Below are 23,736 nucleotides of genomic sequence, written 5' to 3' on the forward strand. Positions count from 1 at the left end.
CCCTCTCTGAAGGTTAGCGCAGAATCAATCGACAAAGTGGCAAAAAGGCCCAATTCCTATGAACCAACGGCATTGCGTGGCCGCTTGGTCGCGCCGCTGGCTGACAAAATCATGCTTGACGCAAACGGACTATTTTCGTCCGCGTCCGGAATTGACAGGCAGTACCGGGAATCTGTAGCGTCTTTCTCGGAACTGGTTCTGCCGAAAGGTGGATGAAAAGGGAACACGCGACTGCCGCGCAATCGGCACAAGCCGTGACTGCCCCCGCAACTGTAGCCGTTGAGCCTTCTTCCAAGATGCCACTGACCGCGCTTAGCGCGACCGGGAAGGCGGGAGAAAGCAACGACACGCAAGTCAGGAGACCTGCCAATTCCAGTCACCCATGCTTGGTCACGGGGTGTGATCAGGCGCGGTCGTCCGTCGCGGTGACACGGAAGATGTGTTGCCGCGCGCGGGGACGGCCGAGGGGTAGGTTGCATTTCCAGCTTCCTCTTTTCGCCCAATCAGCTTGCGGTCCATGATGAAACAAGGGCGATGGATTTCGCCCACAAAGCTATTGGGGGCAGATTGTGAAAAGAAATTTCATAGCGGCTGGAGCTTGTGTGCTGGCGATGACCGGCAGCACGATGGCACAGGAAAATGCAGCCGATCAGGACGGGGCAACGAAGCTTCCACGACTTGTTGTGTCTCCCAACCGGACACCTACTGAACAAAGTAAAATTGGGTCGAAGGTTGAGCAGGTCACGCAAGACGAAATAAAACAAAAGTCGCTGCCTTTGGTTTCGGACTATCTGAGGCTATTGCCTGGCGTGGCAACAAGCGCGACCGGAGGTGCTGGAGCGGAGAGCGGGCTTGCCATACGGGGGTTGCCGCGCCGCTACATCAAAACCCTTTATAACGGAATCGATATATCGGACCCTACCGCCACGCAGGTACAGACTTCATATCAATATCTTCTTACCGGGGGGTGGATAACATTGAGGTACTCAAAGGCTCGCAAGGTACACTCTATGGTTCCGATGCGATTGCTGGCGTTGTCAGCATATCGACTTTAGGTGGGCTCGATACTGGTGTTCATCACTCTTTGGAAGCCGAAGGTGGGTCCTTTGGCACCGTGCGCGGGCGCTATGGGCTGAAGGCCGCCAGCGAAGCCTCAAAGCTTGCCTTGAATGTAACGGGATTTCGTACCGATGGTATCTCGTCTGCCGATTCTCGTGCTGGAAATACCGAACGCGACGGATTCGAAGAAGCCATGTTCGATATCAATGGCGAACATCGTTTCAGCGATGCATTTTCGATTTTTGGCTCTGCCATCTATCTGAAGGGGAATGCGGAATATGATGATGACTTTCCATCGGTTCAGGACAATCCCTACAACCACAATCTAACCAAGCAACTTGCGGGTCGATTTGGGTTCAATCTGGACCTGATGGACGGCAGGTTGAAAAATACAGTATCCGTGCAAGGGTTTCAGGTGAATCGCGGCATTCGCTCGGTTTCGATGTTCGGTCCGTTTGACGCTGACTATCATGGCACGCGCACCAAGGTAGATTATCAAGGTTCATTCGAGGCCACAGATCGTGTTCTTCTTCAGTACGGCGTCGATCACGAACGGCAGAAGGCGCAAGTTACAGACAATTATGGCGCGAACAGCGATGATCATTTTTCGCTAACCGGAATCTGGGCGCAGGCAATCGTCGAACCAGTGGACGATCTCGTGCTTTCTGCAAGTGTGCGTCATGATGAACATTCGGAGTTCGGTGGTTATACAACGTATCGTGGATCCGCATCCTATCTGCTCGATGCAACAGGCACCCGGTTCCATTCCTCATTGGGAACCGGCTTTCGCGCCCCCAGTCTCTATGAGCTTTATGGGCCTTTTGTCGGAAATACCGGACTCCAACCTGAAACCAGCGTCAGTTTCGACGTTGGTGCTGAACAATCGTTTCTCGATGGTCGGCTTACAGCGGACTTCACTTATTTCCTGCTAAATGTTGACGACCTGATCGAGTTTCCCGGAGGTAGCTACAATCAAGTTCCAGGCACTTCCCATTCACGCGGAATAGAAGCGTCGCTTTCTTATGCTGTGACTGATTGGCTCGATGTCAGCAGCTCATATACGCTGACCGACTCCACAGATAAGGACAACAAACGCATTGCCCGGGTTCCACGTAATGCTTTTGTGCTTTCAGCAGTCGCCCGGCCTGCCGAAAAATGGACAGTATCAGGTGATGTAAAAATTGTTTCGGATGTGGTTGATGTGGTGAAGAAGGTAGAGGTCCCGTTGGATAACTATGTTCTCGTCAACGCGAAGGTCGCGTACCAGCTAACAGATTCGACGCAGGTCTACCTCAGAGGCGAGAATTTGTTGAACGAGCGGTATCAAACCGCTTCAGGCTTCGGTACCCCGGGTGTCTCTGTCTTTGCCGGTGTAAGGGCTCAGTTCTAGTGCTGGGTTGGCCACATATAATGGTTATGTGGAAACCGGACAGGAAGCACTATTGCGTTTGTGGGTGTCTCTACTGGAGTATTGTGGCATTGGCGTTGTCGGCCATGCCACTCATGCTAATGGTTCCATCTCACGTGGTTGCGGCGGAGATACCCAAGCGCGTGGTGTCGATGAATGTGTGTACCGATCAGATGGCGATGCTGATCGCGGGTGACGATCAACTCTATTCGGTATCGGACCTCGCTTTCGACCCGAAAGTTGCGGTGATGGCTTCGAAAGCAAACCGTTATGTGCTCAACCACGGTCTTGCCGAGGAAGTCTTCCTGATGCAGCCGGATCTGGTATTGGCAGGCACCTATACGACGCCGGCAGCGGTCTCCCTGTTGCGCCGGCTTGGCATTCGGGTCGAACAGTTTGCGCCGCAAAATTCCTTCGATGACATTCGTTCAGGAATGATGCGCATGGGTGAAGTGCTTGGGCGCCAACAGCGGGCCGGCGAACTGGTTGGCGAGTTCGACCGGGAACTCAAGCGCCTCAAGACTGGCACGCGCCAACATCTCACTGTCGCGGCATGGGAACCCAATAGCTATACGTCAGGCTCCGGAACCCTTGTCGATGCGATTATCGAAGCGTCCGGTCTCACCAATCTTGCCGCGCGCCTGGGCTTCTCCGGTATGGCGAAATTGCCGCTGGAACTGCTCATTATCTCGCAGCCGGACCTGATAGCTGGAGAAAACCCGAACTATGGGGTGCCATCGGTGGCGCAGGATAATCTCGTTCACCCAGCCTATCGCGTGTTGGCTAAACGCAGCCACACCGTTGCCTTGCATGCCAGATACACGATCTGTGGTGCTCCATTCGTCACCGAGGCATCGCGCCTTTTGCAAGCCGCGGCCCATGAGTTGGAGCAAGGTCAAGAAAAATGAGCGCTGATGTGAAATATCGCGCTCTGCTTTGCTTGCTTGGCCTGGCAACAGCTGCGCTGTTTATTCTGTCGCTGACGGTCGGGCCTGCGGCCATCGGTTTTTCCAACAGCATCGCGGCACTGTTTTCCGACAAGGCCGGGGCCATTGCCCTCATCATGCAGGAAGTTCGCCTGCCACGCGCCTTGCTTGGTTTGATGATCGGGGCAACGCTGGGCCTTTCAGGCGCGGTCTTGCAAGGCTATTTGCGCAACCCTCTGGCCGAACCCGGCCTGATCGGCGTCAGCGCGTCTGCTTCACTGGGAGCCGTCATCGCCATCTACAGCGGTGCTGCGGCGATCTTTCCACTCGCCTTGCCGCTATCGGCGCTGGCAGCCGCCCTTGCTGCTGTCATTGTCGTGCAGGCGCTTGCCGGACTGCACGGCACGTCCCTGACCATCATTCTGGCAGGTGTCGCGGTATCGAGCTTTGCCGGTGCGATGACCTCTCTGGTGCTCAACCTGTCACCGAATCCGTTTGCAGGCCTGGAAATCATGTTCTGGATGCTCGGCTCGCTGACCGACCGTTCCATGACACATTTCTGGCTGGCGGCACCGTTCATGGTCGTCGGTGGTGCAATGCTTGCCACGCTTGGCCGTTCGCTTGACGCATTGACACTCGGGGAAGAAACGGCAGCCAGCATGGGCATCAATATGCGCCGGGTCCAGTTCCTTGCGGTGTTTGGAACGGCCGCTTCGGTGGGGGCGGCAACGGCGGTTGCCGGTGCCATTGGTTTCGTCGGCCTTGTCGTGCCACACATCTTGCGCCCACTGGTGGGTGCGCGCCCGTCGCGCCTGTTGCCCGCAAGTGCGCTCGGCGGTTCCTGCGTCGTTCTTGCTGCCGATATTCTGGTGCGCATCATCGCACCGGAGAAAGATTTGAAGCTCGGGGTTTTGACGGCAATCGTTGGCGCGCCGTTCTTCCTGTGGCTTGTCTACCGCACCCGCTGGAGGATGGTGTGATGTTGTTGTCGGTGGATGATCTTGATGTTGCTCTTGGTGGCAAGCCGGTTCTGAAAGGCGTTTCACTAAGCATCGAGCCTGGCGAGTTCGTGGGGCTGATCGGCCCGAACGGCGCTGGCAAATCGACGCTTTGCGCTCCATCCTTGGCCTGATCCCGTCGCGTGGCTCGATCCTTCTGGATGGACTTCCAGCGCAATCACTGGATGCCAGAAGCCGTGCCGCAAAAATCGCCTATCTGGCACAGGATCGCGAGATCGCCTGGGCCGTTCCCGTCGAACTTGTCGTATCGCTGGGGCGGACACCGCACAGAAAGAGTTTGGCAGCTCTTTCAAAGGCTGACCGCAGCGCAGTCGAGCAAGCCATGCAGCGCATGGACATAGATCGTTTTCGAGACCGGATCGCGACCACCCTTTCTGGTGGCGAACGGGCGCGCGTGTTGATTGCACGCACACTTGCCCAAAATACACCGCTGCTTTTGGCCGACGAGCCGACGGGCGGTCTTGACCCGTCCCATCAGATCGGCCTCATGCAGCTGTTTGGTGAGTTGGCTAATGATGGCAAGAGCGTTGTTGCTTCGCTGCATGATCTTGGCCTTGCGGCGCGCTGGTGTTCGCGCCTGCTGCTTGTCGATCACGGCAGAATTGTTGCCGACGGACCGCCAGATGCTGTTCTGACACCTGAGCGATTGCGAGATGTCTATGGAATTGAAGCCTTCTTCGGTAATTTCAATGGCGGCCGCGTCGTTCACCCGCTTGATCTCGCATAGACCGGGCGGAATGTGCTTCTTGTGATTATCGGGAGTGACCGCCAGCGAGAGCGGAAGGCTTCTTGCGTTGTGCCAAAAACTCCTTGACCCGCCGGCCCATCTTCGGGCGGGGTATGAATTCGAGACCGTCGCCCAGTTCGCTGGTAATGTCGAGTGTCGGGCGTTGGCCGACAGCTTCGTAATTCTCATCAAGCCAATCACTGGCAGCGGTGCGGCCAAGATCACGCAGATATTCAAGAAACGCCCATTCTGCATTGACCTTCGATGAAGCCGACAAGTCCTTGAACGCCTCGTCGGCATCAATGCGATGCATGCGGATATCGCGGTATTCGCCCTGCGGCAGACGGCCAGCTTCGATCAATTCCTTGACGAAGGCAATCGCGCGAAACTCGCGCAACAGGCCAGAATTGAAGGTTATCTCATCAATGCGGTTCTGGATTTCGATGGCGCTCGTCGGTGTGCCTTCGCGGATCACCGGGTTGATCTGGATGAGAAGCACATCTTCGGTGGCGGTTGTCTTGAAAAACGGAAAAAGTGCTGGATTACCGCCATAGCCGCCATCCCAGTAGGGCACGCCCTCAATCTCGACTGCCCGAAAGAGTTGAGGCAGACAGGCCGACGCCATCACCGTATCGAGGCCAATTTCGCCGTCGGAGAAAACGCGCACCCTGCCTGTTTCAACATTGGTGGCCGAGATGAAAATCTGCATCGCCTTGCAGGCGCGCACCTTATCAAAGTCGATTTCCTCCTCCACCACATCCCTGAGCGGATTGAGATCGAGCGGGTTTGTGACATAGGGCGAAAAAACCCGTGACATCGTGTCGAACCAAAGATAGCCGGGCGTATTTTCAACCGACCAATTGCCCCATAAAACATCCCAAGGCGAGCGCTGCACAGGGCTGAAGCGGCCTTTTCGCGCAACCGCACGCCAGAAATCGGCCAGCTTTTCTCTGGCGCCTTCTGCTCCACCGCGCACGAAGCCGTCGGCCAGCGCCACGGCATTCATCGCACCGGCGCTGGTGCCCGAAACCGCCTCGATTTCGAGGCGGCCATCTTCCAGCAGGCGATCAAGTACACCCCAGGAAAAGGCACCGTGCGAGCCTCCACCTTGCAGCGCGACATTGATTTTCTTCATAGCATGTCCGCTTCCGTTGACTGTCATGGCACGACCTTCCTGTGACACAAATCCAGCTTCTGCCTCATATCGAAATCGGGCGCTGATTATTCCGCCGTCCAGCCGCCATCAACAGAGATGTGCGTGCCGTTGATTTCGGCTGCTGCGTCGGAGCATAAGAACAATGCGGTTGCCGCAATCTGTTCGACCGTGACGAACTCCTTGGTCGGCTGCTTGTCCAGCATGACCTCGCGGATGACTGTCTCGCGATCCATGTTGTGCGTCTTCATCTGGTCGGGAATCTGCGATTCCACCAGAGGCGTCAGCACGTAGCCGGGGCAGATGGCGTTGCAGGTGATCTTGTCGCGGGCAATTTCCAGTGCCACGGTCTTGGTCAGGCCCATGATGCCGTGCTTGGCCGAAACATAAGCCGATTTGAATGGCGAAGCGACGAGGCCGTGCGCGGATGCGATGTTGATGATGCGCCCGGCACCCTGTTTCTTCATCAAGGGAACGGCAGCCGCGATTGTGTGAAATGCCGATGACAAATTGATGGCGATGATTGCGTCCCATTTTGCGATGGGGAAATCCTCGATCGGCTCGACATGCTGGATACCGGCATTGTTGACGAGAATATCAACGGTGCCGAATTTCTGTGCGGCCTGCTCTATCAGGGCGCGGCACTGCTCACTCTTTGACATATCGGCTTGTATGTAGTGCGCCTTGACCTTGTGGGTTGTCGCGATTTCTTCGGCGATAGCATGATCTTGCGGTGTATCGGAAAAGGAATTGACGACGATATTGCAACCATCCGCCGCGAGCGCGTGGGCGATACCCAGTCCGATGCCAGAGGTAGATCCGGTGATGATTGCGGTTTTTCTGGTGGTCATGGCAAAAGTCCTTTCTGACAGTCTGCAAGAGTATTGCTGCAACGCAATATAAGTGTTGTGCACCGCGAAGCCACATTCGCGAAACCCCGCTTTCATGAAATTTTTGTCATGAAGCGGGATATTCGCCGCTATCGGTGGCAGATCGCGTAAAAGTGAACGCCACAAGCCAGTGTGATATATCACCCAATTTAATCTTGACTATTATAGTCATGTATGGCTACTGGCGGCCACATCGTTATGAGAAGCCCCAGTTTGAGGAAACATTCATGAGATCCGTTTTTACAGCTTTTGCCGGCACTGCCCTTATGGCCGCCATGCTGACCACCTCACCTGCCGCTGCGCAGGACAAGGAGATTGTGGTTTATAATGCCCAGCATGACAGCCTGACGGATGCATGGGCGGAAGGATTCACCAAGGAAACCGGGATCAAGGTTATCCTGCGCAACGGTGGAGATAGTGATTTCTCAAACCAGATCGTGGCGGAAGGTGCCGCCTCGCCAGCCGACGTATTTCTCACCGAAAATTCTCCGGCCATGACGCTGGTTGATTCAGCGGGTCTGTTTGCGCCTGTTGATGCAGAAACATTGGCGCTGGTGCCGGAAGCCTATCGGCCATCGGATGGCAAGTGGGTTGGCATTGCCGCACGCAGCACCGTGTTCGTTTACAACACCTCGAAGCTCACGGCTGACCAATTGCCCAAATCACTGCTCGACCTGGCCGATCCAAGCTGGAAGGGCCGCTGGGCCGCTTCACCTTCGGGCGCCGATTTCCAGGCAATCGTCAGCGCATTGTTGCAGCTCAAGGGTGAGGACGCGACAGCCAAATGGTTGAGCGCGATGAAGGAGAATGTCACGCCCTACAAGGGCAACAGCACGGTGATGAAAGCCGTCAACGCCGGTGAAATCGATGGCGGCGTAATTTATCACTATTACTATTATGGCGATCAAGCCAAGACTGGCGAAAACAGCAAGAATGTCGCCCTGCAATATTTCAAGAATGAGGACCCCGGTGCGTTTGTGTCGATCTCCGGCGGTGGCATCCTTGCATCGAGCAAGCATCCGAAGGAGGCGCAGGCTTTCCTGAAATGGATCGTTGGCAAGGGTGGTCAGGAAATCCTGAGAACCGGAACGTCCTTTGAGTATGCCGTCGGCAAGGGCGAGGACGCCAATCCCGCATTGGTGCCGCTGGCCGATCTACAAGCCCCTAAAGTGGACGCTGCCGGACTGAATTCGAAGAAGGTAACAGACATGATGACGGCGGCCGGCTTGCTTTAGCTGCTGTTCGTCCTAAAAGAGCAACGACAGCGCTCCCGCGGATTTTTCGCGGGAGCATTCCGTTTTCAAGGCGGCCTTAGCCATGACACCAAGCCGGGCCTTCGGCCTTTCGACGACACACAAAGCAATGCGGTTTCGCACCTGATGCAATCGTCGACCACCTACGCGCATGAGGCCGCGCCTGCCAGGCTCGGCGCACCCCGCTGGGTGCGTCGTTTTTCTTCGTCCTGGATCGTGGTCGCGGCCATCGTCGTGTCGATTTTTGCGCTGCTGCCGCTGGCCTTTATTATCTGGATTGCCTTTCAAACAGGTTGGACGACGGCTTCGGCCTTGATCTTCCGGCCGCGTGTAGGTGAGCTTTTGGTCAACACCATTCTGCTGGTGGTGTTCACGATCCCGATCTGCATCATTTTGTCGGTAACGCTGGCCTGGTTGACGGAGCGCAGCGATTTGCCGGGCGGCAGGTGGTGGGCCTGGCTTTCGGTTGCGCCACTCGCTGTACCCGCCTTCGTTCACAGCTATTCGTGGATAACATTGATACCCGGCCTGCACGGATTGCACGCCGGCGTGCTGATTTCGGTGATCGCCTATTTTCCCTTTCTTTATTTGCCGGTATCGGCGGCCTTGCGCCGGCTTGATCCCGCACTTGAGGATTCGGCTGCATCGCTGGGGTTAGGCCCGTGGCGCGTCTTCTTCCGTGTCGTGGTTCCACAACTCAGGCTTGCCATTTGCGGCGGCTCGCTGCTGGTGGGCCTTCATCTTCTGGCCGAATACGGGCTTTACGTATTTATTCGCTTCGACACCTTCACCACGGCGATTGTCGATCAGTTCCAGTCAACCTTCAACGGACCGGCAGCCAACATGCTGGCGGGCGTGTTGATTGCCTGCTGTTTTGCGCTGCTGGCGCTTGAAGTTCTGTTGCGCGGTGAAGAACGCTATGCGCGGGTGGGGTCCGGGGCTGCACGGCAATTGCAGCGTATAAAACTTGGCCGGGCAACCTGGCCCTGTTTTCTCATACCGCTGATCACGGCGCTGCTTTCGCTCGGCGTTCCGTTCGTCACGATTGGCCGGTGGCTCATTGCCGGCGGTGCGCAAGTGTGGCGGCTTGACGAGATTGGCCTGGCACTCGGCCAAACCGTTTTTCTTGCAACGGCTGGTGCGCTTCTTGCGACAGCGGCAGCCATTCCCATGGCGTGGCTGTCGATCCGGGCTCCCGGAAAATTTCAGCGGATACTGGAGGGATGCAACTATATGGTCGGGTCGCTTCCCGGCGTTGTCATTGCGCTGGCGCTGGTCACCATTACCGTGCGTGTCATGTTGCCGCTTTATCAAACTCTGGCGACAATCCTTTTTGCCTATGCGCTGATGTTTTTGCCAAGAGCAATCATCAGTTTGCGCGCCTCGATTGCCCAGGCGCCGATCGAACTTGAGCGCGCGGCTGGCAGTCTTGGCCGTTCTCCAATCAGAGCGATGTGGTCGACAACGATCAGACTTTCGGCACCGGGTGCTGCGGCCGGAATGGCGCTGGTGGCACTTGGCATCCTCAACGAGTTGACGGCCACGCAGATGCTTGCGCCCAATGGCACCCGCACACTGGCACTGGCGTTCTGGTCCTATAGCGGCGAGATCGACTATGCCGCTGCCGCGCCCTATGCGCTGATCATGGTGGTGGCCTCGCTGCCGCTTACATGGCTGCTTTACGTACAATCCAAGAAGATGGCGGGGCGATGAGCCTTCTCGAACTGCAATCCATTCACAAGAACTATGGTCCGGTGAAGGCCCTTGCCGGTATCGACCTCGCGGTCGCTTCGGGCAGTCGAACGGCTATTGTCGGCCCATCGGGTTGCGGCAAGACGACATTGCTGCGGCTGATAGCGGGATTTGAAGCGCCGGATCACGGTCGTATCCTGCTGGATAACGAACTCCTGGCTGCCGATGGAGCGTCGGTTCCCGCGCACAAGCGCGGCATCGGATTGGTGGCGCAGGACGGAGCTCTGTTCCCGCACCTGACGATTGCGGCGAATATCGGCTTCGGGATGGCGCGCAAGGCAGAGAGGCGCGAAGAACGCATTGCTGAACTCGCCTATATTGTCGGCCTCGACAAGGCGATCCTGAAACGGCGTCCGCATGAATTGTCAGGTGGCCAGCAACAGCGGGTGGCATTGGCAAGGGCAATGGCAAAAAAACCGCGTCTGATGCTGCTTGATGAACCATTCTCGGCGCTTGACACAGGCTTGCGCGCTTCCATGCGCAAGGCTGTTGCCGAATTGCTGGAGGAAGCGGGCATCACGACGATTCTGGTAACTCACGACCAGTCGGAAGCCTTGTCTTTCGCCAATCAGGTTGCGGTTATGCGCGATGGGAAATTCTCTCAAATCGGTACACCGCGCGAGCTTTATCTGCATCCAAAAGACCGGATGATCGCCGAATTTCTCGGCGATGCCGTTGTCTTGCCAGCCCAGATTGCCGATGGCTTTGCGCAATGCTCGCTTGGCCGTATTGCGGTAGACAGCCCCGAGCGCAACGACATCGTGCGCATCATGTTGCGCCCGGAACAAATTATCCTGTCAGCGGCTACGCGCAACGATCTTGTAGGTGCGGGCGTGCCCGGCGTGCTCTACGGAGAAGTCACGGACTGCGAGTTCGCCGGTTCGACCTGTTCGGTTTCAATTCTCTTGCTGAACAGCCCCGATCCGCCGGACGCCGCTGCAATTGGCAGCACACCACTGGTGTTGCGCAAGCCAGGCATGGATGCATTGGCGGTTGGCGAGGTCGCGCGGGTCAGCGTCGTCGGCACCGCGCATGTGCTTGCCTGACGTTTCCCCTGCAATGGCACTTGCTGCGCGGCGCGCTTTAAAAATCGAACCTGTTATGAGCGGGCGCGGGCTGCCAATGTTCTCAAGCGCAATGCATTCAGGCGGATAAAGCCTTCGGCATCCTTTTGATCATATGCGCCGCGATCGTCCTCGAAGGTAACGAGGTCGTCGCGGTAGAGCGATTTGCGCGATTTGCGACCGGTAACGATGACATTGCCCTTGTAGAGTTTCAGGCGCACGGTGCCTTCGACATCTTCCTGGCTCTTGTCTATCATGGCCTGCAACATGATGCGTTCCGGCGAGAACCAGAAGCCGTTGTAAATGAGTTCGGCATAGCGTGGCATCAACTCATCCTTGAGATGGGCAGCACCGCGATCCAGCGTGATCGATTCGATTCCGCGATGCGCGGCGATCAGGATGGTCCCGCCTGGCGTTTCATAAACACCACGCGATTTCATGCCAACGAAGCGGTTTTCCACGAGGTCGAGCCGACCGATGCCATTGTCGCGGCCAAGATCGTTGAGGGCTGCCAGCATTGCGGCGGGCGACAACTTCTTGCCGTCGAGGGCAACGGGGTCGCCCTTGAGGAATTCGATCTCGATTTCGGTAACCTTGTCGGGGGCATCCATCGGCGAAACCGTGCGCTGGTGGACGAATTCGGAGGCTCGCCCCACGGGTCTTCCAGCACTTTGCCTTCCGAGGATGAATGCAGGAGATTTGCATCGACCGAAAATGGCGCATCGCCCCTTTTGTCCTTCGGCACCGGTATCTGGTGCTTTTCGGCAAAGTCGAGCAGATCGGTCCGCGACTTGAACGACCAGTCACGCCAAGGCGCGATAATCTTGATATCCGGGTCCAGCGCATAGGCCGACAGTTCAAAGCGGACCTGATCGTTGCCTTTGCCGGTTGCGCCGTGCGCGATGGCATCTGCACCGGTCTCCTTTGCGATGTCCACCAGATGTTTGGAGATCAGCGGGCGGGCAATCGAGGTGCCAAGCAGATAGGTGCCTTCATAGAGGGCATTGGCGCGGAACATCGGAAAGACAAAGTCGGCAACGAATTCTTCGCGAACATCCATGACGCGAATGTCCTTGATGCCGAGCAGTTCAGCTTTCTGGCGCGCCGGTTCCAGTTCTCCGCCCTGTCCGAGGTCAGCGGTAAAGGTAACGACCTCCGCGCCCAGTTCGGTTTGCAGCCATTTGAGGATGATGGATGTGTCGAGGCCGCCTGAGTAAGCGAGCACGACTTTCTTGACATCTTTCAGTTTCGACATTGTAGGTCCATTTTTATGCGATCATGGCGCGATTGCGCCCTAAATTGTCGAGCGCACTCATAGCAGGAAAGCGCTGGCGAACAAGTATTGCGGCCCATTTAGCGTGCGCGCCCGCTGGCTTTTTGGCCCAAGCGATTGGCTGCTATGGTTCCAGTGTCATTTCGCCCGGATAATGACATTGTGCGCCGGACTTCGTGGCAACAGTTGCTCAACCGTGCTGGATGTCATGCGCAATATTCGTGCGAATGGAAACCTGATAAAATGATGGACCTTGTTCCCGATACTGTGACGCTTATCCAGTTCGCCATTGCCACGTTGATCCTTGCGATCACGCCGGGGCCTGACATGACCTTGTTTGTCAGCCGCACGCTCAATCAGGGGCGGCTTGCCGGCTTTGCATCAATGGCAGGTGCCATGTGTGGCACATTGATCCATACAACACTGGTTGTTGTCGGCATCTCGGCGCTTATCGTTGCATCGCCAGCGGCGTTCTTTGTGCTGAAGATTTTCGGTGCCGCCTATCTGGTATTCCTGGCTTTCCAGGCACTTACAAAAGGCTCGGCCTTTTCACCGGCACGCAAGACCGGACCGCGGCTTTCGTTGTTTCGCAGTTGGGCGGCGGGCCTGGGTGTCAATTTGCTCAACCCCAAGATCATCCTGTTCTTCATGACCTTCCTGCCGCAGTTCGTGTCGGCACATGACCCGCATGCACCCGGAAAGCTGCTTTTTCTCGGCTTGATGTTCGTCGCGCTTTCCATTCCGGTGACAGCGCCGATGGTGATCGCCGCCGAGCGGTTTTCTGAAGCGATGAAATCGAGCCCGAAGGCGACACGGGTCGTCGATTATCTGCTGGCCGGCGTATTTTCAGCCTTTGCACTCAAGATTCTGACGGCCCATGCGAAATAGGTAGATCTGGTCCTTCGTCCCCGCGCCAACTGCCGGACCAACGCCCGGCGACCAGCCAATAGGCCATCCCGCCTACCATGCCCGCGCCGATGACGCCGCCAATACTGGTGGGAGCGGTCAAGACGAAATCCGGATCGGCTGCCTGATGGGCGAAGCCGAGAAACACGACTGCAACGCCACCTCCCGACAGGGCATAAAACAGCCAATCGCGTCTGCCGAGAATTTCTGCGACGCAGATGATGACGGCTGACGGGAAAAATACGAAATAGGCAACGAATAGCGCTACAAATGGAACAGAGAAAAACAGGGAACCGGTCACGACCCACGGCGCATCTTGTGGCGGGAGGTTGGCCGATGCCAGAAAAATCAGATGGATAAAGGCGCTCGCCGCAAGCGAGGCGGCAATGTAACCGATAAGGATAACGGCAAAGCGCAGGAGATAGCCAAGAACGCGGCTCACGCTTCGCCGTGTCCCGCGATCATCATCGCTTCGAGTGCCAATCGATCGACCTTGCGCATACGTTCCGATTCCGACTTCAACTGCCCGCAGGCGGCAAGAATGTCACGGCCCCGTGGTGTGCGGATGGGCGAAGCGTAACCTGCCTGGTTGATATAATCCGCGAACTTCTCGATCGTCTCCCACTCCGAACATTGATAATTGGTGCCCGGCCAAGGGTTGAACGGGATGAGATTGATCTTGGCAGGAATGCCTTTCAGGAGTTTTATCAGTGCCTTGGCATCGTCAATCGAATCGTTGACATCTCTCAGCATGACATATTCGAAAGTGATGCGTCTGGCATTCGAGAGGTTGGGATAAGCGCGGCAAGCTTCGATCAGATCCTTTAAAGGGTACTTCTTGTTGATTGGAACAAGCAGGTCGCGCAAATCGTCATTGGTGGCGTGAAGCGAAATGGCGAGCATGACGCCGATTTCCTCACCGGTGCGATAAATTTCGGGAACAACGCCAGATGTCGAAAGCGTGATGCGCCGTTTTGAAAGCGCCAGCCCGTCGCCATCGGACGCGATCAGAAGTGCCTTCTTCACGGCTTCAAAATTGTAAAGCGGTTCGCCCATGCCCATCATGACGATGTTGGAAACCTTGCGGCCTTCGGCAGGCACGATGGCACCGGCAGGGGTATCACGGTCAGGGAAATCGCCAAGCCGGTCACGCGCGGTGAGCAACTGCGCAAGGATTTCCTCGGCCGTCAAATTACGCACCAGTTTTTGCGTGCCGGTGTGACAAAAGGTGCAGGTCAGTGTGCAACCGACCTGAGAAGAAATGCACAGCGTGCCCCGGCCTTCTTCGGGAATGTAGACCGTCTCGATCTCGACCGGGCGACCGGCCCCGCGCGGCGGAAAGCGAAACAGCCATTTGCGGGTGCCATCGGTCGAAATCTGTTCTTCGACGATTTCGGGACGCGCAACTGTGAAATGCTGATCGAGTGCGGCGCGAAGATCCTTGGAAATATTGAACATCTCGGCAAAGTCAGAGACGCCGCGCACATAGAGCCAATGCCAAAGCTGGCTTGCCCGCATATTGGCTTGACGCTCGGGCACAATGCCCGCCGCAACAAGCGTCTGCGCCAATTCCGGACGCGACAACCCGACCAGAGAAGGCTTTTCGGTGGGCGCGCTTGGGCGAAGGGCATTTCGAGCGCCTTCGGCGGTGAGATCGAGTGAAAGGGTCATGACCGTGCTTACATAGTTGGTTTTGGCCGCATTTGCGATCAGTGGGGCGCACATATCACGGCGCGGGCGCGCCGTCACCAACCGGCGAAATTATGGGCGATGTCCGGCGGATGGAAAATTTAACGCGGCTTGGATCGGGACCCGTCAAAACGATCTGCCGGATGCGCAGCGTGGGTAGTGGTTCCAGCTGGCGATTTCATGTGTTAGAGCATTCCCGGAAAAATCGGATATCGGTTTTTGTTCGCAATTTCGTGAAATCAATCTGGTAGAGCGCGGTTGCGATTTTACACGCGCGGATCTGTACGGGTGTCGCCGGGCAGCGGGGAACTGGAAATATTATGGCTGGTATGTCGAAACGGTACCCGATGCTGCGTCGTTCGCGCGTGCTGTGGGGGTCGCGCCGTGTGTGGCAACCGCGCCTCGTATTCTGGTCAGGAGCCATCGCGGTTGGCCTGATCAGCGTCTTGTTCGCGAAACTGTCCGATGTGGCGCAAGAGTGGTTCACATTCATTGCGGGCAGCCATACGGGGTGGCGCAGTTTTTTGCCGCTTTTCATTACACCCTTTGGCTTCGTGCTTTGTGCGTGGCTTGCACATGTCTACTTCCCCGGTTCGCAAGGCAGCGGCATTCCGCAGGCAATCGCGGCACGCCATCTGCGCGACGCCAAGGAGCGCGATCGTCTGCTGTCGTTGAAAATGATTGTTGGCAAGATCGGGCTCACGCTTGTCGGCCTGCTTTGCGGCGCTTCGATCAGCCGTGAGGGGCCAACCGTTCAGGTAGGCGCTTCGGTCATGCTGCGCGTCGCCCGTTGGGGCGGTATGGCACAAGCGCGCGGCCTTATCCTTGCGGGGTCGGCTGCCGGAGTGGCAGCCGCGTTCAACACACCGCTTGCCGGCATCGTCTTTGCCATCGAGGAAATGGGGCGAACCTATCAGGCGCGCACCAATGGGCTGGTTTTGACGGCGGTTATTTTCGCTGGCCTTGCATCGCTTGGCTTGCTCGGAAACTACACTTATTTCGGGGTTGCCAAAGGCACTGTATCATTTGTATCGGACGCACCGCTGATCGTTGCGTGCGGTGTCATCGGCGGGGCGTTCGGCGCCTTCTTTTCGGCCGTGACTGTGGCGGCGATGCGCCGGATCAGGCGTTGGAACAGCCTGCAACCACTCAACCGGACCCTGCTGGTTGCCGCCATTTGCGGGCTGGGCACGGCAATTATCGGCATCACGTCTGGCGGGCTGACCTTTGGTACGGGCTATGATCAGGCACGCAGCGCCATCGAGGGCACGCCGTTGCCCGTGTTGTTTTTTGCAGAGAAACTGGCTGCAGGCTTGTTCGCCACGATTTCAGGAATTCCTGGCGGTTTGTTTGCGCCGTCGCTGGCGGTGGGCGCGGGCGTCGGCTCGATGCTCGGAGCTATATTCGGCGGTAGTGCTGGAATAGCGGCGCTGCTTGGCATGGCTGGTTATTTCGCCGGCGTGGTACAAGCCCCAATGACAGCCTTCGTCATCATTCTCGAAATGACAGGCAATCATGATAACGTAATTGCTCTGATGTGTGCGTCAATGCTGGGTTATGGTACTGCGCGGGTCATATCGCACGAACCACTCTATCACGCACTGTCGCGTGTTTTCATCGCAGACGCTATTCGTCGACGCCGTTCCGAGCAAACCCCGGCGGCCCCGCAAAGTTGATTCTGGAATATCCGTTTTGATCAAGCTGCAAGGCCGGACATGCGGCCTTGCACAGCCGTAAACGCAGGCAAACGGTTTTATTTGCAGTTGGCGATCGAGGCGAGCGCCGCCGAAATGCCTTTCAGCGAGAAAACATAGCTGGTGGCGTTTCCCCGTCCCGATTTGGCGCTAACTTTCATGTCGGCACCAGCTTTCATGGCTGAGATGAGCACTGGCTCTTCGGCTGCATTCTCGACCCAGGCGGATTTGCCGCGCGTGAACATCGAGAAGGATTTGTCGCCTATGCTGACCGTGACCTTGGATTTGTCCTGAAAATTGTAACCGGCAATGAACTGCGGCTCGTAGGATATCTTCTGGCCGGGCCGCTGGCTGACAAAGAAGAACATGTCGCCATGATCGAGCGATGCGGGCTGTTTGTCGGTCGGCACCGTCAAAACATAACAGACCTTCCCGGTAGATGCCTGGTAGCTATATGTTCCCCAGGCGTCGTGCTGGTTGATCTTGGTTGCCTGCTGGGCGAACGCTGGCGTTGCCGCCGCGATCAGAACCAAACTTGAAATGGTGGCTATCAATCCGCGCATTGTAATTCCTGTATTGCAAATGGGTGTGGGCAGGCCGGAATATCGTCCCGTCCAGTCACTTCATTTTGATTTAATCTGGGTTACCAAAGCATGAAGTTCCGAAAGAAAAGAACTACCGCCATTGGAAACCGCCCCATATCCGTGCTGCCGCCGGATTGGCGAGCAACATGATGTCCCTATAGGCGAGTTGGAGATCATGAAAACGGCAAGAATTTGACTTCGATTGCCACAATTTGGTCGCAAATCAGCCAAGCCGGACCGACAAGCGATCAGCCCTTGTCCTCGATTGCCTCTTTGGCGGCGAGACGATGGGCTGGTGTAATGTGCGCGCGCACGGCAGCGATGGCGGCGGTCAAGACGGCAACGTCATCGGTGAAGCCGAAGCCAAGTATAATGTCGGGGATGGCGTCTACCGGTAGGACAAAATAGCCAAGTGCGGCAAGCAATATGCCTTTGGCGCGCAAGGGCGTGTCCTTGTCGAGCGCGCAAAAATAGGCGGCGACCAGGTCTTCCATGAATGGTATCTGGCGCGCGGCTTTCTTGGCTGTACGCCAGAATTTTTCCCGCACGTCGTCTTCGTCCAAAGAACTGCCGTTGGTGCCGGTGTTTTGCGTCATGTGCATCGCTCCTAGCAAACCGGCGCGTACTCCAAATGCGCGGTTTTCACTTGAGATGTGGTGAAATGTCGCCGTTAGTACAAGGTTTCAGCATATCAGATGCCGTAAATGCGGTTCATCTTTTTCGCCAGATCGACATCAAGAGAGGTCAGACCGCCGGCATCATGTGTATTCAATGTGACGTTGACGGTCTTGTAGACATTCGACCAGTCGGGGTGATGGTCCATTTTCTCCGCTGCAAGCGCCACGCGGGTCATGAAAGCAAATGCTTCGGAAAAATTGGCAAATGTGTAAATCCGATTGATCGCATTGCCGCCGGAGGCTAACGACCAGCCGGGCAGACTTGCCAGAGCTTCATCAATTGCGTCGCTGTTCAGTTTTTCTCTCGCCACATCACGCTCCTGTGTTATCGACACACCAGTCATTGAAGGATAGCGCGGTATTCATGGATGCGAAGCCCATAAAATCGATCCTGTTCGTTTGTCTCGGCAACATTTGCCGTTCTCCATTGGCGCAAGGCGTATTTGAGGCTGTATTGCTCCAACGCGGCCTTCAGGGGCGGCTGTTGCTGGATTCGGCGGGTACGGGTGCGTGGCATGCCGGGTCGGCTCCCGACCCGCGGTCCGTTGCCATTGCGGCCCGGCATGGCATCGACATCTCGGCTCAGCGAGCTCGCAAGACGACCGATCATGATTTTACGCGTTTTGACCTTGTTCTTGGCATGGACCGAACGAATATCGAACAATTGCGGGCGCAGGCACCAGCGGGTGCGCAGGACAGGGTTCATCTGTTCCTGGAATTGGCCAACGGGCAGGCGCATGATGTTCCAGACCCCTATTATGGCGGGCCGGAAGGTTTCGATACCGTCTACCGCATGCTGCGCGAAGCGTCGGAACTATTGGTGACAAGATTGGCTGCGCGCATTTCATTGCCCGATAGCGGCCACGCCTCTTCGACGACATAGGGGCCTCCGCCGACCGAATCGCGCGCCGACATCAGCACGAAACGCCCGACACGGAAGGGCGCTACGGAGAAATTTCCACGCGCGGAAAGATAGGCTGCCACTTCATTCGGGCTGGAGTTGCGCAAGCGGGCCAGCGTGATGTGGGGGTGAATTTACGCGGGTCGGCTGAGATGCCGAGACGCTTGCAAATGCGGTCGATCTCGCCTTGAAGTGCTGAAAGATCGGGAGATGCGGCAACACCCGCCCAAACTGAATGCGGTTTTTTTGGCCGAAAACGCCGACGCCTGAAAGCTTCAACGGGAAGGACGGGCGATGGACACGGTCGAGTGAGTTGACAATCTCGTCAGCGACGTGGCCTTCGACATCTCCGATGAAGCGCAACGTGATGTGATAGTTTTCAACGTCGACCCAGCGTGCACCGGGCAGGCCTCCCCTCAAAAGAGAGAGTGAGAGGGCAGCATCTCGTGGAATTTCGAGGGCTGTGAAAAGACGTGGCATGGAAAGCCTCCTGTCCTCGAATCGAACTCTCGATTGGCAGCGAATCATTGTTCCGATCCCGGATCAAGCGCTTTTTATCCCACTCATCGGGAGTCATGTGGAAGGTCGCGCCGCATTCCATCATGAAGCAGGCTGTTCAAGAGCCATGCTGTACGGCTTCCATAGCCTGCTCGACGGTTGGCAATATGCGTTCAACCATGCGCTCAATTCCGGCGGCATTTGGGTGCATGCCATCGTCAAGCTGGTACGCCCGTTCACCGGCGACGCCGTCCAGAAAGAAGGGGTAAAGCGGCACCCCATACTTTTGCGACAGCTCGGGATAGATGGCGTCGAATGCTTTCTGGTAGTCGCTGCCCAGATTTGGTGGCGCCAGCATGCCGACAAGAAGCACGGCAATTTTCCGATCCTTCAACCGGCTCAGCATGGCGTCGAGGTTTTTCTCGGTGATTTCAGGCGTGACGCCGCGCAACATGTCATTGGCACCGAGTTCAAGAATGACAAGTTGCGTTCCATCTGCAATCGACCAGTCGAGACGGGCAAGCCCACCGCTTGTGGTATCGCCCGATACGCCGGCATCTGCGACAACCACATCATGACCCTTGGCGCGAAGGGCTGCTTGCAGCTGGTCGGTAAATCCTTCGTCAGCGCCGAGCCGATAACCCGCCATAAGACTGTCGCCGAAGCCGACAATCTGCAAAGGTTCGGATAATGCTGCGCGCGCCGGCATCATGATGATGGCGCAAAGTGCAACTATCCCAAGAAAGGCGTGTTTGCCAAGAAAGGCGTGTTTGAATGTCATGCGACAAGACCCATATGACCAAGGCAATTTCATACCTCTCCTCTCCATATAGGATGTTTCCGTTTTGACAGAAGTCGTCATCGAACTACAGGACGTCTCGCTGACCCTGGGAGAAGGCGCGTCCTGCGTCCATGTGCTGAAAGAAGTAAGCTTTTGCGTGTCGGCAGGCGAGGCAACGGGCATTGTCGGGCCGTCCGGTTCAGGAAAGTCGACGCTTCTCATGGTTCTGGCTGGCCTGGAAAAGGTCGATGAAGGCAAGGTCCGCATTGCGGGCGAACTGCTGAATGGGAAAAGCGAGGATCAGACCGCGTCATTTCGTGGCCGTAATATCGGTATCGTTTTCCAGTCCTTTCATCTGATCCCGAACATGACAGCGCTGGAAAATGTCGCCGTTCCACTGGAACTGGCAGGCCACATTGACGCCTTTGGCGTGGCGGAGCGCGAGTTGGCATCGGTCGGTCTCAGCGAGCGCATCACCCACTATCCGGGCGAACTTTCCGGCGGCGAACAGCAGCGTGTGGCAATTGCCAGGGCGTTGGCACCTTCACCACGCATTCTGATTGCCGATGAACCAACCGGCAACCTCGATCAGACAACGGGAAAACAGGTCGCAGACCTTTTGTTCACCAAGGCCGCCGAACGCGGCATGACGCTGGTGCTGGTGACACATGATCCCGCACTCGCGGCGCGTTGTTCGCGACAGATTTCCATGCGCTCTGGCCGAATTGAGACCGCACCGCCGCTAAAGGCATCGGCCTGATGGCGTGGACGCAAACGCTGCGGCTTGCCATACGCTTTTCGCTGCGCGAGATGCGTGGCGGGCTGTCCGGCTTCGTCATTTTTCTGGCCTGCATTGCATTGGGCGTTGCAGCCATTGGCGGTGTCAATTCGGTGGCGCGCTCGATTTCCGACGGTGTTGCAAACCAGGGTCAAGTGCTGCTGGGCGGCGATATCAGGTTCCGGCTCAACCAACGTGCGGCGAGTGCCACTGAGCGCGATTTCATTTCGTCGCTCGGTCCGGTTTCCGAAAGCGCCAATATGCGCTCAATGGCGCGTCTGGAGGATGGTTCCGATCAGGCTCTTGTCGAAGCCAAGGCGGTCGATGACGCCTATCCGCTTTACGGCGCGCTGGAGACCGAACCGGCGCTTTCCAGAGAGGCGCTGTTTGGTGAAAAATCCGGCGTGTTCGGTGCGGTCGCGCCAGACCTCCTGTTCGAGCGATTGGGATTGAAACCTGGTGACCGGATCAGGCTTGGCAATGCCACACTGCAATTGCGCGCCATGCTGGTCACCGAACCGGACGCTGTATCGGAAGGGTTCGGCTTTGCGCCACGGTTGATGCTGTCGATGGACGGGCTGGCGGCCTCCGGCCTTGTCCAGCCGGGCAGTCTGGTGGAACATGCCTACAAGGTTAGGTTGCCCGCCGGAGCGAGCGATGCCCGCGTCAAGACAATCGAAGATGAAGCCCGCAGTTCGTTTCCTCAGGCCGGATGGTCGTTTCGTACCCGGTCCAATGCTGCGCCCTCATTGTCCTCCAACATCAAGCGTTTCTCGCAATTCCTGACATTGGTCGGGTTGACCGCTCTGGTGGTCGGCGGTGTTGGTGTGGCAAATGCCGTGCGTGCTTTTCTCGACAGCAAACGCGGCGTCATTGCCACATTCAAAAGCCTCGGGGCTTCCGGGCGCTTCGTTTTCACCGTCTATCTGGTGCAGGTGTTGTTGATTGCGACGCTTGGAATTGTCATCGGTCTTGCCGTTGGCGCGATGATGCCGTTTGCCGCCGGGGCGGCTCTTCGCTCCGTCATTCCCGTTCCTGCGACGGGTGGCTTTTATCCCGGTGCGCTTGGTCTGGCTGCCCTGTTTGGGGTGCTGGTCACGCTCGCCTTTGCCCTGTTGCCGCTTGGCCGCGCGCGCGACGTACCGGCAACCGCCCTGTTTCGCGAAATGGGATTTGAAGGCCGCGGGCTTCCACGACCCGTCTATATCGGGGCAGCTCTTGCCATTGCGCTGCTTCTCGCCGCGTTAGCGGTATTTTTCTCAGGCGACAGGCGCATTGCCGCAATTTTTGTCGGCGCGACGATTTTTTCGTTTCTGGTGCTGCGGGTCGTCGGCAATCTCGTGCAAGTGGTGGCAAGGAGATTTCCACGCGTGCGCTCGACAACGCTGCGCCTTGCGATCGGCAATATCCATAGACCCGGCGCTTTGACGCCCTCGGTGGTCTTGTCATTGGGCCTGGGCCTGACGCTTCTGGTAACGTTGGCGCTGATCGACAACAATCTGCGACGTCAGATTGCCGGAAACATCCCCGAACAGGCTCCGAATTTCTTTTTCGTCGATATTCAAGCGGCTGACGTGGATACATTTTCTACGCTGATTTCCAGGGAAGCGCCGGACGCAACTCTGGTCAAGGTTCCGATGCTGCGTGGCCGGATCATGGCTTTGAACGGTGTCGATCTTGCCAAGGTTAAGATCCCTTCAGAAGGCGCTTGGGTGTTGCGGGGCGATCGTGGCCTGACTTACGACGCCACGAAGCCTGCCAATGCGACACTCACCGAAGGAAGCTGGTGGGCAAAGGACTATTCAGGCGAACCGCTGGTTTCATTTTCTGCCGAGGAAGGCAAAGAGATAGGTCTCAAGCTTGGCGACACCATCACCGTCAATGTGCTTGGCCGCAACGTGACGGCGAAGATCGCCAATTTCCGTCAGGTTGAGTGGGAAACGATGGGCATAAATTTCGTCATGGTGTTCTCTCCCAACACATTTGCCGGGGCTCCACATAGCTGGCTTGCCACACTGGCCGACAAGAAGGCCACGGTGGCTGACGACGCACGGGTGCTGAACGCGGTTACACGCGCATTTCCGGCAGTAACGACAGTCAGGGTCAAGGATGCGCTCGATGTCGTCAACCGGCTGGTCGGCGAACTTGGCGCGGCGATCCGGGCTGCGGCCGGTGTCGCGCTGATAGCCTCCGTGCTTGTGCTGGCGGGAGCACTGGCTGCGGGAAATCGTGCGCGGGTCCATGATGCGGTGGTACTCAAGACACTTGGCGCGACCCGCAAGACGCTGATTGCGGCTTTTGCGCTGGAATACATGCTGATCGGCCTGGCAACCGCATTCTTCGCGCTTGCCGCCGGAGGCGTGGCCGCCTGGTTCGTTGTGGCAAAAATCATGACGCTGCCTTCGCATTTTTCGCCGGAGTTGGCGTTTGCGACGATAGCTTTCGCCCTGATCTTGACGGTCGGGATCGGATTGGCAGGCACCTGGAGGGTGCTGGGACACAAAGCCGCGCCTGTTTTGCGCAACCTCTAGAGCAGCGGACGTCTAAATGGAATCAATTCTGTTTCACGAGCGGGGCGGCGATCCACTAGGAGAGGCGCGAAGGGCGATGGGGTTCCAACGTTCGAGCGCCTCGACGCAGTGGGCGCCCGCCGCTCGGAAACCCGAAGGGCCGGGTGAATTTGCGTCAAATCCATCGAGTTCCG

20 protein-coding genes, 3 pseudogenes and 1 riboswitch are annotated in these 23,736 nt (G+C 57.1%); of the genes and pseudogenes, 13 read left to right on the forward strand and 10 right to left on the reverse strand.

The genetic code is table 11. The features are described 5' to 3' along the window. The first annotated feature begins 176 nt into the window (after positions 1 to 176). Positions 177 to 385: riboswitch (cobalamin riboswitch) on the forward strand. Positions 386 to 626: 241 nt separating this feature from the next. The 5 genes and pseudogenes from AC0L7S_RS07950 to AC0L7S_RS07970 all read left to right on the forward strand — a co-directional run bounded on the left by AC0L7S_RS07950 (position 627) and on the right by AC0L7S_RS07970 (position 5,139). Continuing rightward, complete coding sequence (locus AC0L7S_RS07950) at positions 627 to 1,055, forward strand: TonB-dependent receptor (RefSeq protein WP_473474227.1); 429 nt, start codon at positions 627 to 629, stop codon at positions 1,053 to 1,055. 29 nt (positions 1,056 to 1,084) lie between these two features. After that, the gene (locus AC0L7S_RS07955; RefSeq protein WP_473473833.1) at positions 1,085 to 2,449 is read left to right on the forward strand and encodes a TonB-dependent receptor plug domain-containing protein; all 1,365 of its coding nucleotides are present in this window, start codon (positions 1,085 to 1,087) and stop codon (positions 2,447 to 2,449) included. A gap of 104 nt (positions 2,450 to 2,553) precedes the next feature. Next, complete coding sequence (locus AC0L7S_RS07960) at positions 2,554 to 3,375, forward strand: ABC transporter substrate-binding protein (protein WP_473473834.1); 822 nt, start codon at positions 2,554 to 2,556, stop codon at positions 3,373 to 3,375. Then, positions 3,372 to 4,373 (forward strand): FecCD family ABC transporter permease, encoded by a 1,002-nt coding sequence (locus tag AC0L7S_RS07965; protein WP_473473835.1) that lies wholly within the window; start codon positions 3,372 to 3,374, stop codon positions 4,371 to 4,373. Before AC0L7S_RS07960 ends, AC0L7S_RS07965 begins: the two co-directional genes overlap by 4 nt. Continuing rightward, positions 4,370 to 5,139, forward strand: a pseudogene (locus tag AC0L7S_RS07970) (ABC transporter ATP-binding protein). Before AC0L7S_RS07965 ends, AC0L7S_RS07970 begins: the two are co-directional and overlap by 4 nt. Before the next feature lie 25 nt (positions 5,140 to 5,164). Here the strand turns inward: AC0L7S_RS07970 and AC0L7S_RS07975 are convergent. Beyond that, positions 5,165 to 6,301: a patatin-like phospholipase family protein gene (locus AC0L7S_RS07975; RefSeq protein WP_473473836.1), complete on the reverse strand. Its 1,137-nt coding sequence runs from the start codon at positions 6,299 to 6,301 to the stop codon at positions 5,165 to 5,167. Between the two features lie 59 nt (positions 6,302 to 6,360). Further along, on the reverse strand, positions 6,361 to 7,143 hold the full coding sequence (locus AC0L7S_RS07980) for a 3-hydroxybutyrate dehydrogenase (protein ID WP_473473837.1): 783 nt from the start codon (positions 7,141 to 7,143) through the stop codon (positions 6,361 to 6,363). Between the two features lie 266 nt (positions 7,144 to 7,409). On the opposite strand from AC0L7S_RS07980, the gene AC0L7S_RS07985 reads away from it, so the two are divergent. From AC0L7S_RS07985 to AC0L7S_RS07995, 3 genes are all read left to right on the forward strand, one after another. Then, a complete protein-coding gene (locus AC0L7S_RS07985; protein ID WP_473473838.1) occupies positions 7,410 to 8,417 on the forward strand; it encodes an iron ABC transporter substrate-binding protein in 1,008 nt (335 codons plus the stop codon). Positions 8,418 to 8,561: 144 nt separating this feature from the next. Continuing rightward, entirely contained in the window at positions 8,562 to 10,148 is a 1,587-nt protein-coding gene (locus AC0L7S_RS07990; RefSeq protein ID WP_473473839.1) for an ABC transporter permease, read from the forward strand. Beyond that, a complete protein-coding gene (locus AC0L7S_RS07995; RefSeq protein ID WP_473473840.1) occupies positions 10,145 to 11,233 on the forward strand; it encodes an ABC transporter ATP-binding protein in 1,089 nt (362 codons plus the stop codon). The genes AC0L7S_RS07990 and AC0L7S_RS07995 overlap by 4 nt, the downstream gene beginning before the upstream one ends. 53 nt (positions 11,234 to 11,286) lie before the next feature. Here AC0L7S_RS07995 and AC0L7S_RS08000 read toward each other — a convergent pair. After that, positions 11,287 to 12,506 (reverse strand): annotated as a pseudogene (locus AC0L7S_RS08000) (argininosuccinate synthase). Positions 12,507 to 12,770: 264 nt separating this feature from the next. On the opposite strand from AC0L7S_RS08000, the gene AC0L7S_RS08005 reads away from it, so the two are divergent. Then, entirely contained in the window at positions 12,771 to 13,412 is a 642-nt protein-coding gene (locus AC0L7S_RS08005; RefSeq protein WP_473474228.1) for a LysE family translocator, read from the forward strand. Here the strand turns inward: AC0L7S_RS08005 and AC0L7S_RS08010 are convergent. Next, complete coding sequence (locus AC0L7S_RS08010) at positions 13,384 to 13,872, reverse strand: hypothetical protein (RefSeq protein WP_473473841.1); 489 nt, start codon at positions 13,870 to 13,872, stop codon at positions 13,384 to 13,386. The genes AC0L7S_RS08005 and AC0L7S_RS08010 overlap by 29 nt on opposite strands. Beyond that, positions 13,869 to 15,101, reverse strand: coding sequence for a dual-specificity RNA methyltransferase RlmN (gene rlmN, locus AC0L7S_RS08015; protein ID WP_473473842.1), 1,233 nt, complete (start codon positions 15,099 to 15,101; stop codon positions 13,869 to 13,871). Before rlmN ends, AC0L7S_RS08010 begins: the two co-directional genes overlap by 4 nt. A gap of 338 nt (positions 15,102 to 15,439) precedes the next feature. Between rlmN and AC0L7S_RS08020 the strand changes: the two genes are divergently transcribed. Next, on the forward strand, positions 15,440 to 16,795 hold the full coding sequence (locus AC0L7S_RS08020) for a chloride channel protein (protein ID WP_473473843.1): 1,356 nt from the start codon (positions 15,440 to 15,442) through the stop codon (positions 16,793 to 16,795). A 77-nt stretch (positions 16,796 to 16,872) separates the two neighbouring features. Here the strand turns inward: AC0L7S_RS08020 and AC0L7S_RS08025 are convergent, their stop codons facing one another. From AC0L7S_RS08025 to AC0L7S_RS08035, 3 genes are all read right to left on the reverse strand, one after another. Then, positions 16,873 to 17,376: an invasion associated locus B family protein gene (locus AC0L7S_RS08025; protein WP_473473844.1), complete on the reverse strand. Its 504-nt coding sequence runs from the start codon at positions 17,374 to 17,376 to the stop codon at positions 16,873 to 16,875. A gap of 269 nt (positions 17,377 to 17,645) precedes the next feature. Then, entirely contained in the window at positions 17,646 to 17,993 is a 348-nt protein-coding gene (locus tag AC0L7S_RS08030) for a YkvA family protein (protein WP_473473845.1), read from the reverse strand. A 95-nt stretch (positions 17,994 to 18,088) separates the two neighbouring features. Beyond that, positions 18,089 to 18,418: a 4a-hydroxytetrahydrobiopterin dehydratase gene (locus AC0L7S_RS08035; RefSeq protein ID WP_473473846.1), complete on the reverse strand. Its 330-nt coding sequence runs from the start codon at positions 18,416 to 18,418 to the stop codon at positions 18,089 to 18,091. 20 nt (positions 18,419 to 18,438) lie between these two features. On the opposite strand from AC0L7S_RS08035, the gene AC0L7S_RS08040 reads away from it, so the two are divergent. Continuing rightward, positions 18,439 to 18,957 carry a low molecular weight protein-tyrosine-phosphatase gene (locus AC0L7S_RS08040; RefSeq protein ID WP_473473847.1) on the forward strand — a complete coding sequence of 173 codons (519 nt, stop codon included), beginning with the start codon at positions 18,439 to 18,441 and terminating at the stop codon, positions 18,955 to 18,957. Here AC0L7S_RS08040 and thpR read toward each other — a convergent pair. Both thpR and AC0L7S_RS08050 read right to left on the reverse strand, forming a co-directional pair. Further along, positions 18,861 to 19,455: pseudogene (thpR, locus tag AC0L7S_RS08045) on the reverse strand (RNA 2',3'-cyclic phosphodiesterase). The gene AC0L7S_RS08040 and the pseudogene thpR overlap by 97 nt on opposite strands. 136 nt (positions 19,456 to 19,591) lie before the next feature. Continuing rightward, a complete protein-coding gene (locus AC0L7S_RS08050) occupies positions 19,592 to 20,254 on the reverse strand; it encodes an arylesterase (protein WP_473473848.1) in 663 nt (220 codons plus the stop codon). A 64-nt stretch (positions 20,255 to 20,318) separates the two neighbouring features. Here AC0L7S_RS08050 and AC0L7S_RS08055 point away from each other — a divergent pair, with 64 nt between their 5' ends. Together AC0L7S_RS08055 and AC0L7S_RS08060 are read left to right on the forward strand one after the other, a co-directional pair. Next, a complete protein-coding gene (locus AC0L7S_RS08055; protein WP_473473849.1) occupies positions 20,319 to 21,014 on the forward strand; it encodes an ABC transporter ATP-binding protein in 696 nt (231 codons plus the stop codon). Further along, complete coding sequence (locus AC0L7S_RS08060) at positions 21,014 to 23,563, forward strand: ABC transporter permease (RefSeq protein ID WP_473473850.1); 2,550 nt, start codon at positions 21,014 to 21,016, stop codon at positions 23,561 to 23,563. The genes AC0L7S_RS08055 and AC0L7S_RS08060 overlap by 1 nt, the downstream gene beginning before the upstream one ends. Positions 23,564 to 23,736: the final 173 nt, after the last annotated feature.

Source organism: Mesorhizobium sp. G2-6-1 (genome assembly GCF_055809095.1).